The sequence below is a fragment of the Saccharothrix sabaoui genome, assembly GCF_051756985.1.
GTDB lineage: Bacteria > Actinomycetota > Actinomycetes > Mycobacteriales > Pseudonocardiaceae > Actinosynnema.
Genome location: NZ_JBPKJK010000015.1, coordinates 73,332 through 88,113, shown reverse-complemented (window position 1 = coordinate 88,113; position 14,782 = coordinate 73,332). Strand labels below are relative to the sequence as shown.

General features: G+C 72.9%; 15 protein-coding genes. 4 read left to right on the top strand and 11 right to left on the bottom strand.

What is annotated here, in order from left to right:
* Position 1: 1 nt before the first annotated feature.
* Both ACR807_RS07300 and ACR807_RS07295 read right to left on the bottom strand, forming a co-directional pair.
* Positions 2 to 274: a GlsB/YeaQ/YmgE family stress response membrane protein gene (locus ACR807_RS07300; protein ID WP_438920447.1), complete on the bottom strand. Its 273-nt coding sequence runs from the start codon at positions 272 to 274 to the stop codon at positions 2 to 4.
* 181 nt (positions 275 to 455) lie between these two features.
* A complete protein-coding gene (locus tag ACR807_RS07295) occupies positions 456 to 1,466 on the bottom strand; it encodes an aldo/keto reductase (RefSeq protein ID WP_438920446.1) in 1,011 nt (336 codons plus the stop codon).
* Between ACR807_RS07295 and ACR807_RS07290 the strand changes: the two genes are divergently transcribed.
* On the top strand, positions 1,367 to 2,599 hold the full coding sequence (locus ACR807_RS07290; protein ID WP_438920445.1) for an AraC family transcriptional regulator: 1,233 nt from the start codon (positions 1,367 to 1,369) through the stop codon (positions 2,597 to 2,599). The two genes, ACR807_RS07295 and ACR807_RS07290, sit on opposite strands and share 100 nt — an antisense overlap.
* Before the next feature lie 495 nt (positions 2,600 to 3,094).
* On the opposite strand, the gene ACR807_RS07285 is transcribed toward ACR807_RS07290, so the two are convergent.
* Genes ACR807_RS07285 through ACR807_RS07275 form a run of 3 tightly spaced genes read right to left on the bottom strand, consistent with a single transcriptional unit; the run spans position 3,095 to position 6,003 of the window.
* Entirely contained in the window at positions 3,095 to 4,333 is a 1,239-nt protein-coding gene (locus ACR807_RS07285; RefSeq protein WP_438920444.1) for a metal-dependent hydrolase family protein, read from the bottom strand.
* Positions 4,334 to 4,341: 8 nt separating this feature from the next.
* Positions 4,342 to 4,926, bottom strand: coding sequence for a pyruvoyl-dependent arginine decarboxylase (locus ACR807_RS07280; RefSeq protein ID WP_438920443.1), 585 nt, complete (start codon positions 4,924 to 4,926; stop codon positions 4,342 to 4,344).
* A gap of 15 nt (positions 4,927 to 4,941) precedes the next feature.
* Positions 4,942 to 6,003, bottom strand: a complete 1,062-nt coding sequence (locus ACR807_RS07275; RefSeq protein ID WP_438920442.1) for a carboxylate-amine ligase — start codon at positions 6,001 to 6,003, stop codon at positions 4,942 to 4,944.
* 288 nt (positions 6,004 to 6,291) lie between these two features.
* On the opposite strand from ACR807_RS07275, the gene ACR807_RS07270 reads away from it, so the two are divergent.
* Positions 6,292 to 7,080, top strand: coding sequence for a helix-turn-helix domain-containing protein (locus ACR807_RS07270; protein WP_438920441.1), 789 nt, complete (start codon positions 6,292 to 6,294; stop codon positions 7,078 to 7,080).
* 43 nt (positions 7,081 to 7,123) lie between these two features.
* Here ACR807_RS07270 and ACR807_RS07265 read toward each other — a convergent pair whose 3' ends face one another.
* Genes ACR807_RS07265 through ACR807_RS07255 form a run of 3 tightly spaced genes read right to left on the bottom strand, consistent with a single transcriptional unit; the run spans position 7,124 to position 9,285 of the window.
* Positions 7,124 to 8,623, bottom strand: a complete 1,500-nt coding sequence (locus ACR807_RS07265; RefSeq protein WP_438920440.1) for an ABC1 kinase family protein — start codon at positions 8,621 to 8,623, stop codon at positions 7,124 to 7,126.
* Complete coding sequence (locus ACR807_RS07260) at positions 8,616 to 8,948, bottom strand: hypothetical protein (RefSeq protein ID WP_438920439.1); 333 nt, start codon at positions 8,946 to 8,948, stop codon at positions 8,616 to 8,618. The genes ACR807_RS07265 and ACR807_RS07260 overlap by 8 nt, the downstream gene beginning before the upstream one ends.
* Positions 8,949 to 8,988: 40 nt before the next feature.
* On the bottom strand, positions 8,989 to 9,285 hold the full coding sequence (locus ACR807_RS07255; protein ID WP_438920438.1) for a hypothetical protein: 297 nt from the start codon (positions 9,283 to 9,285) through the stop codon (positions 8,989 to 8,991).
* Between the two features lie 334 nt (positions 9,286 to 9,619).
* Here ACR807_RS07255 and ACR807_RS07250 point away from each other — a divergent pair, with 334 nt between their 5' ends.
* Complete coding sequence (locus ACR807_RS07250; protein ID WP_438920437.1) at positions 9,620 to 10,117, top strand: response regulator transcription factor; 498 nt, start codon at positions 9,620 to 9,622, stop codon at positions 10,115 to 10,117.
* Between the two features lie 49 nt (positions 10,118 to 10,166).
* Here ACR807_RS07250 and ACR807_RS07245 read toward each other — a convergent pair whose 3' ends face one another.
* Genes ACR807_RS07245 through ACR807_RS07235 form a run of 3 tightly spaced genes read right to left on the bottom strand, consistent with a single transcriptional unit; the run spans position 10,167 to position 13,841 of the window.
* Entirely contained in the window at positions 10,167 to 11,531 is a 1,365-nt protein-coding gene (locus tag ACR807_RS07245) for an acetyl-CoA carboxylase biotin carboxylase subunit (protein WP_438920436.1), read from the bottom strand.
* Positions 11,518 to 12,084: an acetyl-CoA carboxylase biotin carboxyl carrier protein gene (locus ACR807_RS07240; protein WP_438920435.1), complete on the bottom strand. Its 567-nt coding sequence runs from the start codon at positions 12,082 to 12,084 to the stop codon at positions 11,518 to 11,520. The genes ACR807_RS07245 and ACR807_RS07240 overlap by 14 nt, the downstream gene beginning before the upstream one ends.
* Before the next feature lie 17 nt (positions 12,085 to 12,101).
* Positions 12,102 to 13,841, bottom strand: coding sequence for a carboxyl transferase domain-containing protein (locus ACR807_RS07235; protein WP_438920434.1), 1,740 nt, complete (start codon positions 13,839 to 13,841; stop codon positions 12,102 to 12,104).
* Between the two features lie 349 nt (positions 13,842 to 14,190).
* Here ACR807_RS07235 and ACR807_RS07230 point away from each other — a divergent pair, with 349 nt between their 5' ends.
* Positions 14,191 to 14,760, top strand: a complete 570-nt coding sequence (locus ACR807_RS07230; protein ID WP_438920433.1) for a DUF6230 family protein — start codon at positions 14,191 to 14,193, stop codon at positions 14,758 to 14,760.
* Positions 14,761 to 14,782 lie beyond the last annotated feature (22 nt).

Here is a 14,782-nt window from a genome sequence, read left to right as displayed (position 1 = left end):
GTCAGCGGTGGGCGCGGTGGCCCCGCTTGGTGACGACGTGGTAGATGCCGAGCACGATCAGCGAGCCGAGGATGGCCAGCAGCCAGGTGCTCAGGTCGAAGAAGCTGCCGATGTCGGAGCCGAAGATCGCGCGGCCGATGAAACCGCCGAGGATGGCGCCGACGATGCCGAGCAGCATGGTGATGACGATGCCGCCCGGGTCCTTGCCGGGCATGATGGCCTTGGCGATGGCGCCGGCGATGAGACCCAGAACGATCCAACCCAGGATGCCCACGGTGCTTCCTTGTCCTCGTGCCGCGCCGTCTTCCCGGCGCGGCGTGATCGCTACAAGCACCGGGTTGCCCAACTCGCACCGATTTCACACCTGTGTGAGCACTTCGCCGTGGAAGTGATGTGGGACTCAGCCGGTTGCCGCGACGTGTGCAGGCCTGTTCCAGGGGCCGCGTGCGCGGTCGTCACGGCTGGGTGAACCGGCTCTTCTCCACCCGTTCGTGCTCCGGCCACAGGCCGTGGGGATACCCCAACCGAGGCGCGCTCACCTCGTCCAGCCGTTCGAGTTGACGCTTCGGGACGTCCAGCTCGGCGGCGGCGAGGTTGGACGTGAGCTGGTCCACGCTCCTCGGTCCGATGACGGGGATCACCCCCTTCGACATCGACCACCTGATCGCCACCTGCTCCGGGGTGGTGTCGAGGTCCCGGGCGACGCTCTCGACGGCGTCCAGGACGCTCGCCTTGGCGGGGTCGTCCTCCCGGTGGAGGAACCGGCTGATCGAGCTCTGCGCACGACCTGTCGCGCCCCGCCGGTACTTGCCCGTCAGGAGGCCACCGCCGAGGGGTGAGAACCCGAGGACGCCCAAGCCGAAGGCGTCCGCCATCGGCACCAGCTCCCGGTCGGCGCCGCGCTCGACGAGGCTGTACTCGACCTGGATCGCCACGAGAGGGGCCCACCCCCGCTGCTGCGCCAGGGTGACCCCCGTTGCCACGCGCCACGCGGGGAAACTGGAGAGACCGGCGTACAGGACCTTGCCGGCGCGCGTCAGGTCGTCGAAGGCCCGCACTATTTCCTCGATGGGCGTGGACGTGTCGGCCACGTGGGCCCAGAACACGTCCACCCGGTCGGTGCCCAGTCGGCGCAGGCTCTGCTCCAGGGACTGGACCATCGCTTTTCGGCTGTTCCCGGTCATCTGGAGGCCGCTGCTCGCCGACGTGCCCATGGTGTACTTCGTCGCCAGGACCACGTCCTCGCGATCGGAGGAGATGATGTCCGAGAGGTACTCCTCGGCGTCCCCCGACTGGTAGTTGGAAGCGGTGTCGATGAAGTTCCCTCCCGCTTCCCGGTAGGCGTCGTACATGGCCCGGGCCTCGGGTGCGTGCGCCCCGTGCCCCCAGCCCATGCCGAAATTGCCCGTCCCCAGCGACAGTTCCGATACCCGCAGGCCCGATCTTCCGAGAAATCGGTATCGCATGCGTCTTCTCGCTCCTCGCGTCGATCCGGTATGCGCAGGTTCCTCATACCGGGCAGCTCCTGCCGCCGACGCCCATCGTTCCCAGTACCGGGCGTACAATCCATAACGTGGAGTCCAGCACTCTTTACCGATCGTCCAGCACAGAGGTTTCCCTGGATGCGCACGACCCTTTCCGGGACGCCCTGGCACTGGCGCGGCCCCGGGCCGTCGCTCCCGTCCCGCTCCGCGCGACGGCGCCGTGGGGAGCCTGGTTCTCCCCCTTCCCGCACATCAAGCTCGGCGTGGTGGTGGAAGGCGAGTGCTGGCTGTGCATCGACGGGCTGGAACCCCTTTTCCTGAGCACCGGCGATTTCTACCTCCTCGGGAACCCGCCCCCGTACGGCCTCGGCAGCTCGATCGAGGAGGCCCGGGTCCGCGGCTCGGACGGGTCGCTCCGCGAGGGGGTTTCCGGGCGCGGGCCCGAGACCTCCCAGGGGTCCGTCACGTACGCGTGCAGCGTCGACTTCGAGTTCCGGGATTCCGACGCGTCGACCCTGTTCTCGTCGCTTCCCCCGGCTGTGCTCGTCACAGCGGACGACGCCGGCGGGAGACCGCTCTGGAACATCGCGGCACTGCTCGTCCACGAGATCGAGACGCACGAGCCGGGGCGGTCCCTCGTCCTGGAGCACCTGGCCCAGATCCTCCTGGTGCACATGCTCAGGTCGCACGCCGGGTCGTCCCACGAGCCCCTGGGATGGCTCGCGTCGGTCGCCGACGACGGGATCGGGGCGGCGTTGCGCGCCGTGCACGCCGAACCGCGCCACCGCTGGACGCTCGACGAGCTCGCCAGGATCGCGATGATGTCGAGGTCGGCCTTCGCCGCGAACTTCAGGGACAGGGTGGGCAGACCTCCCTTGGACTACCTCATCGAGTGGCGCATGCAGCTGGCGCGCGCCGCACTGCGCACGGGGGACTCCCTCACTGCCATAGCGGGGGCCATCGGGTACCAGTCCGAAAGTGCTTTCAGCACCGCTTTCCGGCGCGTCGTCGGGATGTCACCGCGGGAGTTCCGCGTCTCGCTGAACGCGCAGCCGGGGGACCGGAGGTCCGGTGATCCCGTTCCGGCGGGGCTGTCCGGGGCTCACAACCCGTAGTCCGGAGACGTTCGGCTGCTCGGTCGGTGGTCGGTCGTGGCAGCGGCCCCACCGGACGGCGAGGTGGTCGAGCACGGCGCCGAGCCGGGCCGCGGGGGTGTGCCGGCGCAGCTCGCCCCGGACCGCCCGGCCGAGCGCCAGAACGGTGCGGGGTGGACGGCGTGCACCTTGCAACGCGGGCCCGGCGGGCATCCGTTGGAAGATCCCGTCGCGCGGAGCAGGCAGCGGGGTCTCGCACGGGGTCGCGCAGGAAGCGGTGGAAGGTCCACTGCTCGTAGCGGTCCACCGGTCGCCGCCACCGCCGGCGGACCGCGGGGAGGTCACGGGCCGCCACCGCTGCGCGCAGGTCGGGCAGCACGCCGACGCGCCGGTCGCCGGCGACGTGGACGGTGTGGTCGAAGGGGAAGTCGACCTGGAGGTCGGTGGGTGGGGGTTCGGTCACGGTCACCTCCTGCGGGTTCGGGCAGGTGTGCGGGGCGTGGGTGCGCGGGGCGCTCAGCGGGTGGAGCCGACCGGGTCGCCGGTGCGGTCGACCGCGACGACGCCGCCGCGCACGACGAACTCCACCCGGCCCATGGCGGCGATGTCGCTGAACGGGTCACCGGCCACGGCGACGAGGTCCGCGGCGGCACCGGGTGCGATGCGTCCCAGGTCGGGGCGCTCCAGCAGTTCGGCGGCCACCGAGGTGGCGGCCCGCAGCACCCGCGCGGGCGACAGGCCGGCCTCGGTCAGGTCCAGGAACTCCCGCCACGCCTCGCCGTGCGGGAACATGCCGGCGTCGGTGCCGAAGGCGATGCGGACCGGGCTGTCGGCCAGCAGCGCCGTCGACTCGCGGACGCGCCGGGCGTGGGCGCGGTACTTCGCCCGAGTCAGGGGACTGCGGTCGGCCCAGAAGTCGTCGTCGTCGAGGTTGTCGATGAAGTGGCGCTGGGCGTGCAGGGTCGGGCACAGGTAGGCGTCGTGGTCGGCGATGCGCGCCAGGGTCCGCGCGGATGCGAGGTTGGCGTGCTCGATGCTGCGCACCCCGGCCGCCAGGGCGCGGCGCACGGCCTCGTCGTTGAGCGCGTGGGCGGCGCAGTGCAGGCCGTGGTCGCGGGCCGCGGCGACGATCGCGGCCATCTCCTCGACGGTGAACGCGACGTGGTCGGGGGCGTCGGCGGGGGAGCTGAACCCACCGCTGGCGGTGAACTTGATCCAGTCGGCACCCACTCGCGCCTGGTCGTGCACCAGAGCGCGCAGTCGGGCGGGTCCGGAGGCGAGCGTGCCCACGTCCGTGCCGTAGCGGTGGCTCAGGGCGGGCATCTTGTCCCCGTGCCCGCCCGGCACCGAGATGATGTTGGGCGCGACGACCAGGCGAGGTCCCTCGACCAGGCCGTCCTCCACGGCCTGCCGCAGTGCGACGTTGATCGGGTCGTGCGCGCAGCCCAGGTCGCGCACGGTGGTGAACCCCGCCGCCAGCACCGCCTTCACGGCGGGCAGGGCGTTCAGGGCCTGGTAGGCCGCGAGGCCGCCGTCGTGCTCCTCGTCCACCAGGTGCACGTGGCAGTCGATCAGGCCGGGCAGCAGGGTCCGCGCACCCAGCCGGACGGCGGGCACGTCGGGCGGGAGCCCGGCCGCGGGGACCACCGACGCGATCACGCCGTCGGTCACGGTGACCGTGGTGGGGCCCGCGGGGCGGTCGCTCGTGCCGTCCCAGCAGCGGTCGGCGACGATGGTCAGTCCGGTGGGTGACATGGTCCTCCTCAGAGCAGGAAGACGAGCGCGGAGACGATCTTGGTGATGCGGCCGGCCGGGTCGCCGACCGCCGCGGTGGTGACCGCGTCGGTGCGCACCTCCGTGTCGCCGACGCGGTAGAGGTCACGCCGGGAGCGGTACTCGGCCTCGGCGTCGTAGCCGTCGACACCGAGTTCGACGGCCATCGCGGTCAGCGCCATCTCCACGGCCTTGCGCCCGGCCTGTCCGGCGGTCTTGTCCACCGAGTCCTGCTCGTGCACCTCGGCCACGCAGCCGACGCCCCCGCCGGTGGGCACGGCCACGCCCACGGCCGTGGCGATGCGGCGGCCGGGTTCGCCGGTCTCGGCCAGGGCCTGGATGGCGAACAGGACCTGCCCCTCGTGCAGCAGCCGGAGCCCGTCCTCGCGCGACACCCGTTCACACCCCGGCGGTACCCGGCTGGAGACCTGCACGCGGTTGACCCGCCCCAGGCCCGCGTCCACGTACATCAGGTCGTGCGCCTGCAACTCCCGTTCGTGCACCCCGGTCCCGCCGGTGAAGAACATCCGGTCCGGGACGAGCAACCGGCCCAGCGGCAGTTCGCGTTCCACCATCGTCTCCCTCCTCGCTCACCCGGCCACGGTCCGCGCGGCCACCAGGTCCACCACGTCCTCCAGCCGACCGCGCCTGCGGTAGGCGGAGCGCTGCCTGTCCGCTCCGGTGCCGTCGCGCTCGACCGCGCGCACCGCGTCGAGCACCACCTCGGCCCCGTCGAAGTCCTCCAGCGCGGGCCGGACGTGGTCGAGCAGTCCGGCGACCAGGTGCTCGTCCGGCCCGTAGCGGGCGACTCGCCAGCAGGCGGCCCGCAGCACGTGGTCGTCGACGCGCGGCGCGGGGCGCCCGGCCCGCACGTCGGTCAGCGAGGTCGCCACCAGGGCGCGCACCAGGCCCGCCATCGCCACGGCCTCGTCCACCGTTTGCGCCACGTCGGCGATGCGCACCTCGACCGTGGGCAGGTGCCGCGACGGCCGGGCGTACCAGTAGAGCATCGCCCCGTCGAGGATCACGCCGGTGTCGAGCAGCGCGGCGACCAGCTCCTCGTACTCCCGGGCCGAGGACAGGTGGGGCGGCGGACCGGCCGCGGGCCACCGCCCCCACAGCGGGGTGCGCCAGCTGTGGTAGCCGGTGTCGCGCCCCTCCCAGTACGGGGAGTTCGCCGAGAACGCCAACAACGCCGGCAACCACGGCCGCAGGTGGTTGACCACCTGCACGGCCTCTTCGCGGTCGGGCACCCCGACGTGCACGTGGCAGGCGCAGGTGCACTGCTGCTCCACCAGCGGCCCGTAGCGCTCCGCGATGCGGTGGTAGCGCGGCTTGTCCAGGATCGGCGGTGGCCCGGCCCGACCGAGCACCGCGGTGCCGCTGGCCACCAGGCGACAGCCCTGCTCCTGCGCGGCACGGGCCATCCCGCGCCGCAACCGCAGCAGTTCCGCCCGCAGGGACACCAGGTCCGTGCACACCCGGCTGGCGCTCTCGACCTGCGCCTGGTCCATCTCGGGCTCCACCACGCCGCCGCCCGGCACCACCTCGTCGCCCGCCCGGCGCAGCACGGTCTCCGCACGGCGGACCACCTGCCTGCTCGTCGCGTCGGTCAGGACGAACTCCTCCTCGACGCCCATCGTCAGATCCACCCGGCCACCCCCCGCGCTGTCCGGGGTGGCCGCCCGCGTCCGCCGGCACCCCGATTGCCCCGAATTCGTTTTCTGCTTCGAATGTAGTCGGAAGCGTTTCGCCCATCGACTACCCCGACAGTCTTCATCCGTGTACGCGGCACCGGATCACCCTGGCGGCAGACAAGCGGGACCGCCCGTTGCCGAATGGTTCTCCGTGAATCACTCCATCGAGTCGGTTTCGTACCTTGCCGGACGAGCGCCGGTATGGCCTGAGCAGAGCCGGACCGCAAAAATCGCCTCTCGGTGATGGGCTCGTCCGACTCCACCAGCGCCGACGCCGTTCGCCGCCCACGGCCTCGGGGCGACGACTCCGGCACGGTGCTCCGTCAGAGCCTCCCGCTCGGCTGCCCGAACCGGGTTCTCGCACTCAGCGGGGCCGGGGGCCGGGACAGCGCGCTCCCCGACCGGGTCCTGAAGCCTGAGCCGTTCTCTTCTTCGCACGATGGAACGCTCGATTCCCCACTATCGTGTCAGAGTCGCTGGATCGCCCTACAAATTCTCACCGAGAGTCACCCCCGGGCGTCGAAGTGGGTGATTGTGCTGGTCGTGCGCCAATCCCACAGCCTGAATGGCGCTGTCGCGGAGGGTTATCGATTTGCTACATTGGGTCGAAGTCGTGAGCCGTTCCGTGAAAACTGCGGAACGCCTGTGGTGAACACCGCTGAGGAGCGTAAAGTGTGCCCGTCCGCCAGTGGTGACGATGTTGCGGTGGGGTCCGACCTGGCGAATCTCCTCCGATTGGCGAGAATTCACCAGGGAATAGCCCAGATCCTGCTCGCGCGGGTGGAGGGCATCAGCTCCCGGGTCTCCCCGGTGGACACGCCGACCGCATCGGCTTTCTGCGACGGGTGGAGCTTCACCGATCGGGAGCGGCACGTGGCGGCACTGCTGGTCGAGGGGTTGTCGAACCGCCGGATCGCGCGGAGGCTGGAGATCTCCGAGCGCACCGTGAAGAACCACCTGCACTCGATCTTCTACAAGTTGAACGTCAGCGACCGCACCCAGGCGGTCATCAGGTTGATGCGGAAAGCCTGAACGTCGAGCCCGCCGCGGCGCCGGCGGGGTGGGCGTCGGTCCATCACCGTGCACCGCCTTGCCGCAGGGCCCGCCACAGCGCCACCCCGCCCACCCCGGCGAGCGCCCCGTAGAGGACCTTGGCCGGTGTCGCGTTGTCCGCGTGGGGCTTCCGCCAGTCCACCGGGATCTGCAACTCCCGGTTCGACAGGTCCCGCAGGATGCCGCGGGCCTGGGTGTAGCTGCCGTCGACCGTCAGCAGCGTCTCGACCACGCCGCGTGCCAGGCGGGTTTCGGACAGCGTCTCGCACGCCAGTTCCACCATGATGTCGGCCAGTTCGGCGCGCAGCACCTCGGCGGCGGACAGCTCGGGCGCCAGGCAGCGGATCGAGCCCTCCATGTTGGCGAACGCCTTGCCCAGCACCGGGACCACCGGGTTGATCTTGATGCCCCGCCTGGTCGAGTGCCCCAGCACGGTGGTCAGGGTGAGGCCGAAGTTCAACTCCTCCAACGAGGCGGTCGCCGCCTTCGGCACCAGCCGCGCCACGTCGTCGGTGAAACCGCCGATGTCGGCCCACTGCGTCAGCGTGCCCATCTCCACCCACGCCCGCGCGGCGCCGTCCCCGTCGTTCTCCGCGATGGTGATGAGGGTGAGGGCCAGCTTCAGGCTCATGGTGCGGTCGAGCCGGCACACCATGCCCCAGTCGATGAGGGACGCGCCCAGCTCCGGGTGGACGAACACGTTGCCGGGGTGCGGATCGGCGTGGAAGAAGCGGCCCAGGAAGTAGCTGCGGTACGTGTAGGCGAGCAGGTCGTGCGCGATCGCCAGGCGCTCGTCGGCCGGGACGGCGCTGTGCGGCACGTCGCGGATGGAGCGCCCGGGCGCCATGCCCTGCACCAGCACGCGTCGCGTCGCCATCAGCACGTCCGGCACGGTGATGCGGTCGAAGCCCCTGGCCTGCGCCCGCCCGACGTCCATGTTCCTCGCCTCGGCGGTGAAGTCGAGCTCGCCGGTCACCGCGTCGAAGATCAGGTCGAGGACGGCCCGCACGTCCACCACGGCGTTGAACCTCGTCTTCGCCGCGATCAGCGCTCTCGACGCCGTGTGCAACAACGCCATGTCGGTCTCGACCACCGCGCGGACGCCGGGGCGCTGGACCTTCAGCGCCCCGGGGCGCCCGTCGGCCAGCGTGACCCGGTAGACCTGGGCGAGGGAGGCCGAACCGAGCGGGTGTTCGGTGTCGACGTGGCGGAAGTGGCGCCGCCAGGAGCGGCCCAGCTCGTCCTCCAGCACCGGGACGAAGTCGGAGAAGGGCGACGCGGGGACCTGGTCGTGCAACTTGCCCAGTTCCCGCAGGGTTTCGGGGGAGACGAAATCCGGTCGGGTGGACAGGACCTGGCCCACCTTGATGTAGAGCGGGCCGAGCCGCTCGAACGCCTCGCGAACGGCTCGGGCGCGCCGGTCGCGGCGCAGTCGGGCGTCCCCTCCGGCGGAGGCGGCGGCCTCGTGCGCCAACAACCGCCCCAGCGTCGTGGTGATCAACCGGAGTCGCGAGTCAGGCACGGTCGGGACCGCCCGCGGGCGGCGGAGCGGACCGCTCGTCGCCGGGCCGCCGCGTCGGCGGGTCCGGTATCGGGCCCGGTGCCGGCGAGCCGATCCCGGTGGTGCGGTACCTGGTCAACGGGAGCGCCAGCACTTCGACGAGCACCTCCACCGTGCAGTTCTGCCCCGTGGTGCGGCGGTGCGCGCGGAAGCACAACCCCGCTCTCAGGTCGTCCAGCAGTTCTCCGAGTGCGACGACGCGCCCGTCGACGTCGGTGAGGCTGCCGTCCGGCTCGCGCCGCAGCACCCGCCGAGTCCGCCGCCGCCCGCCCGCGGGCCCGGTCATGCGCCGTGCCGGGAGGTCGTGCGCGATCGGTGCCGACCGATCACGAAGCGGCCTTCTCCTTGCCCTGCGAGGACCGCCCACCTCCGAGCCTGCCGACCTCCCGGGCCAGGTCCTCCAGCTTCGCCCTCAGGTCCGCGATGTCCTCGGCGGCGTCGGGAGCGCCCTCGTCGTGCTCGCCGATCACCCTGCGCGCCGTGTCGCGCAGGTCGTGGTCGATGTCCTCGCCGCGGTCGAGCACTTCGTCGACGTAGTCCTTGGTGGCGTCGACGACGGTGCCCAGGTAGCCGACGATGCCACCGCGCCTGCGTGTTCTCCTGCCCGCGCTCCTGGTGGTCATGGTGAATCCTCCCGCTCGGAAAAGGTGGAATCCTCGATGGGGTCGGGGGTACTGGTCTTCCGCTGTCCCCGGGTCGCGGGCGGCGTGCTCCGCCGCCCCGTTCAGTCTCGCGCGGCCGAGGGTGCGGTGACATGGTTTCCTCGTCCTAGTGCCCATGGCCCATGGCTCCGGTGGTCCTTCGCACAGCGCGTCACGGGTCTGTCGCTCGTCGGTGGGAGCGGGCAACCCTGTCGGCGGTGTACCGGATCACGTCTTTTGTTTGGAATGGACGGATGTCCGCCCGGTTCCGGTGAAACCGGGTGTGTCGTTCTCCGCTCGACGCAGAGGAGTTGCTGTGGTCCCGTTTCACGCGCGACGACTTCCGCCCGCGCCGCCGGACGGGCTCGGCGAGCACCCGCTCGAAGTGGTCCGGCACGCGCTGCACTGCGTTCAGCAGGCGTTGACGCACGTTGCCCGCGTGTTGTCGCAGGCGGAGGACGGCCGTGCGGCGGTCGCCGCGGAAGGGGGCCGTGCGGCGCTCGCCGCGGGGGAGGGCCGCGCGACGGGCGAGGACGGGCGCGAGCGCCGGCTGACCGGGCAGGAGAAGCGGGTGTTGACGCTGATCGCGGCCGGTGCCTCCAACCGGGGGATCGCTGAGGGCCTGGGCATCTCCGAGAAGACGGCCAAGAACTACGTGCACGCCGTGCTGCTCAAACTCGACGCCGGCAGCAGGACCGAGGCGGCGGTCACCGCGCTGCACGAACGCCTCGTGGACCCGGACGAGTGCCGCCGCGCCGCCAGGCGGAGGCCGTCGCCCCCGGCATCCGGGCGACGGGCGCGGCCGATGTCCTGAGGCGACGGGGGCGGCCGATGTCCTGATCGGACACCCGGCGCGCGCCGGCCTACCCGCCCCCGGTCCCCGCCCCGGTCAGGATGCCGCCCAGTTCCAGGCCGTACTCGCCGGACCGGAAGGTGGGGTCGCGCAGCACCCTGAGGTGGGCGTCGGTGTTCGTCAGGACCCCCGTGCACTCGAACTCGGCCAGGGCGCGGGCCAGCCGGCGCAGGCACTCGGCCCGGTCCCGACCGCTGACGACGACCTTGGCCAGCAGCGAGTCGTAGAACGGCGGCACCCGGTGACCGGTGTGGACGTGGGAGTCGACCCGGACGCCGGGGCCGCCCGGCAGGACCAGGCCGGTGATCCGGCTCGCCGACGGCCGCCAGCCCGCCGCCGGGTCCTCGGCGTTGATCCGCGCCTCCGCGGCGTGACCGCGCACCGACACGTCGGACTGGTCGAACCCCAACCGCTCGCCCGCCGCGACGCGCAGCATCCACTCCACCACGTCGACACCGGTCACGGCCTCCGTCACCGGGTGCTCCACCTGCAACCGCGGGTTGACCTCGATGAAGAAGAACTCGTCGGGCCCGGTGACCAGGAACTCGAACGTGGCCACGCTGGTCAGGCCGACCGCCCGCGCGCCCCGGAGGGCGGCCTCGTGCAGCCGTTCCCGCAACCCGGGCGACAGGCCCGGCGTCGGCGCCTCCTCCAGCAATTTCTGGTAGCGCCGCTGCACCGAGCAGCAGCGGTCGCCGAGGTGCACCAGACCGCCGTGGTGGTCGGCGAGCACCTGGACCTCGACGTGCCGGGCGGAGGGCGCGTAGTCCTCCAGGTACAGGCGCGCGTCGGTGGCCAGCCGGCGCGCGGTGCGCGTCGCGCGCGGGAACACCTCCGCCAGCTCCTGCGGCGAGTGCACCGGGTGCACACCGCTGCCGCCGCCGCCCGCCGCGGCCTTGAGCACGGTCGGGTAGCCCAGCCGCCGCGCCTGGTCGAGCGCGTCGTTCACCCCGCGCAGCGCGCCGGGCGAGCCGGGCAGCACCGGCAGACCGGCCCCGGCCATCGCCGCCCGGGTCGCGATCTTGTCGCCGAACAGCGCGAGGTGCTCCGCCGAGGGCCCGACGAACGTCAGCCCGGTCTCCGCGCACCCGCGTGCCAGCAGCGGGTCCTCGGAGAGGAAGCCGTAACCGGGGTGCACCGCGTCCGCGCCGGTCCTGGCGCAGCCGTACAGCACGGCCGGGACGCTCAGGTAGCTGTGCGCGGCCTCGGGCGGACCGAGGCAGAAGCTGTCGTCGGCCAACCGCACCGCCAGGCCGTCCGCGTCCGCGGTCGAGTACCCGACGACCGCGCGGATGCCCAAGTCACGGCACGCGCGCACGACGCGCAGCGCGATCTCGCCGCGGTTGGGGATGAACACGGTGTCAACGGGCGCCATCGGGCGTTCCCCCGTCCTGGCGGGCCGGCTCCAGCCGCAGCAGCGGTTCCCCGAACCCGACCACGTCGCCGTCGTGGACGCAGACCTCGCGGATCGTGCCCGCGCGACCCGCGAGGACCGGTGTGGTCATCTTCATCGCCTCGACCTGCGCCACCTCGTCCTCGGCGCCCACGACCGCGCCCACCTCCGGTCCCGGTGAACCGCTCGCCCCGGTGCCGAACCGGACCACGCCCACGGCGGGGGCCGGGACGTCGACCAGGGCCGGGTTCGCGTTCCCGTCCGGTTCGCCGCCGTCCGGTTCGCCGCCGGCCTCGACGGGCCGGGCCGGGACGCCGGTCGGGCCGGCGTGCTCGATCTCCACCTCGAAGTCGGCCGTGCGCACCAGCAGCCGCCTCGCCGGGTGCCGGTGCACGGCCGCCAGCAGTTGGCGCACGACGTCCAGCGCGACTCCCGCCGCCGAGCCGTTGCTCGCCGAGCCGCCGGACGAGGTGCCGTTGGTCGAGGGGGAGGGGCCGTGGTCTCGTTGCGGGAGGGGAACGGGTGGTACGGGCATCGACACGTGGTACCGCCTCACTCGTCTGTTCGGAGCGCGTCCGCGGAGGCTCCCCGGACCCGCAGTCGGTTGTCGCGTCGGCTCAGCAGCTCGGCGGTGGGCAGGGCGCCGAGCGCCACCAGGTGCCGGTGCAGCGCGGCCCGGACCAGCCGCACCGCGGTCACCGGGTCCGCGTGCGCGCCGCCGTCGGGTTCGGGGACCAGTTCGTCGACCAGGCCGGCCTCGTGCAGCTCCGCGGCGCGCAGCCGCAGGGCTTCGGCCGCCTCGGGCGCGCGGCCCGCGTCCCCGTGCAGGATCGCGGCGCAGCCCTCGGGGCTGATGACCGAGAAGTAGGTGTTCCGCATGGCCAGCAGGACGTCCCCGGCGGCCAGCGCCAGCGCGCCGCCGCTGCCGCCCTCGCCGATGACCACCGTGACCAGCGGGACCGGCAGGCCGGAGGCGACCAGCAGCGCCTCGGCGATGGCCCCGCTCTGGTTGCCCTCCTCCGCGCGGCGGCCCGCGTAGGCGCCGGGGGTGTCCACGAAGGTGACCACGGGCAGGCCCAGTCGCCCCGCCAAGCGCATCAGGCGCGTCGCCTTGCGGAAGCCCGCCGGGTGGGGCATCCCGTGGTTGCGGGCGCGTGCGCGTGCCGGGTCGTGCTCCTTCGCGTGCCCCAGCACCACCAACCCGACCCCGCCCCACCGGGCGACGCCGCAGACGAGCGCGGGGTCGTCCTCGACCTGGCGGTCGCCGTGCAGCTCCACGAAGTCGTCGAAGGCACCGGCCACGTGGTCGAGGACGGTGGGCCGGCCGGGGTCGCGCGCCACCCGGACGGCCTCCCACGCGGTACCCGGTGCGGGCCGGCCCCCGTCCGCCGGGTCGGTGGTCCCCGGCGGGTCCGGTGGCCCCGGCAGGTCCGGGAGCGGGCACGAGCCGGGCGCCGGGCGGCCCGCCAGGCAGGAGAGCACCCGGTCGAGCGTCTCGGGCAACGCGGAGCGCTCCACGACCAGGTCGACGTGGCCCTTGTCGCGCAGGAAACGCGCGGTCTGGAAGTCGGCCGGCAGCCGTTCGCCCAGGGCCTGCGCGATCACCCGGGGACCGGCGAACCCCGACCGGCAGCCGGCCTCGGCGAGGATGACGTCGCCGAGCGCGGCGAAGGACGCGGCGACACCGCCGTACACCGGATCGGTCAACACGCTGACGTAGGGCACGCCCCGCTCGTTGAGCCGCCGGACCGCGTCGCACGCGCGGACCATCTGGAGCAGGGAGTACATGCCCTCCTGCATGCGCGCGCCACCCGAGCAGGACACCGCCACGAGCGGCACGCCGCGGGCGGTGGCGAGGTCGGCCGCGGTGACCACCTTCTCGCCGACGACCACGCCCATGCTCCCGCCGAGGAAGTCGAAGTCCATCACCAGCAGCACGACGGGGCGACCGCCGACGTCCGCGGTGCCGAGCACCGCGGCCTCGGAGGCGGTGGTCCGGGTGGGGGCCGCGCGCAACCGGTCCCGGTAGGGGATCGAGTCGGTGAAGGCGAGGGGGTCGGCGGACCGCAGGCCGGCGAGGAGCTCGGTGAAGGTGCCCGGGTCGGTGAGCTGGTCGATCCGCTCCCGCGCGCTCAGCCGCCGGGTCGCCCCGCAGGCGGGGCAGGTGCCGTGCGACCGCTCCCACGTGCCGCGGTGCACCAGGCACCGGCACTCCGCGCACCGCTGCCAGACCCCGGGCGGCAGCGCGTCGATCCGGTCGAGGACACCGTCCGGCTTCCCGTTCAGTCGCATGTCCGCTCCCACCGAGCTGGTCGCCGCCGCGCGGGGTCGTCGTCGCGGCGTCCTCCTCGGCAGTCTGGGCCCCGCGCGGACCCGCGGGCCATGGGTCGCTCGCCCCGGGGATTCGGGTTCCGGCCGTTCGGTCCCGTCGGGCGCGGGTGCCGCGGTCACCACCCCGGAGGTCGCTGGTCGGCGGGGTTCCCGCGCCGCGCCCACTCCAGGCGCGTCTGCGGACGGGGCTGTGAACATCGGGCAACGCGCTTGCCCGCCCCTCGACGGCGGGGTGGGCTGAGGTGCCGCACCCACCGAGAGGGGACCGGGCATGTCGAGATGCGGAGTACGCGGGAGGACTCGCCGAGCCGTGTTCGCGGGAGTGCTGACCGCCGGGTCGGCCGCCGCGGCCGTCGTGCTGCTCGGACTGTCCCAAGGGGCGCTGGCGGCGTCGTTCGCCGTGTCCGGGACGAGCTTCAAGGTGTCGGCGGACAGGTTGGCGGGAAAGGGGTTCGTCCAGTTCGGCGGGGTGGACAGCGGGGCCGACGCGGCTCACCCGGTGGCCACCAGCGCCTTCCGCACCGTGGTGATGGACAACTTCTGCCAGTCGGTGACGCTGCGCTCCCTCCCGGCGGTGGGGGACGTGACCCTGCGGATCGACTCCACCGGCGCGGAGGGCATGTCCGCGACCGACATCGTGCTCGGCGTGGAAGGGCTCAGCGGTGACCTCACCCTGGTGAACCCGCAGATCGGGGTGGACGCCGGCCAGGTCTCGAAAGGACCGCCCGAGCTGGTCGGCCTGCCCGGCGGGTTCGCCCAGCAGGCCGACGAGGTCTCCATCGCCGCGCCGCGGCTGACGGCGTGGAGCGCCACCGCGTACACGCTGCGCCTGAAGGACACCCGGCTGACCCTGCACACCGATCCGGCCGAGTGCCACTGACCGCCCGTGCGGCGAGGAGGAC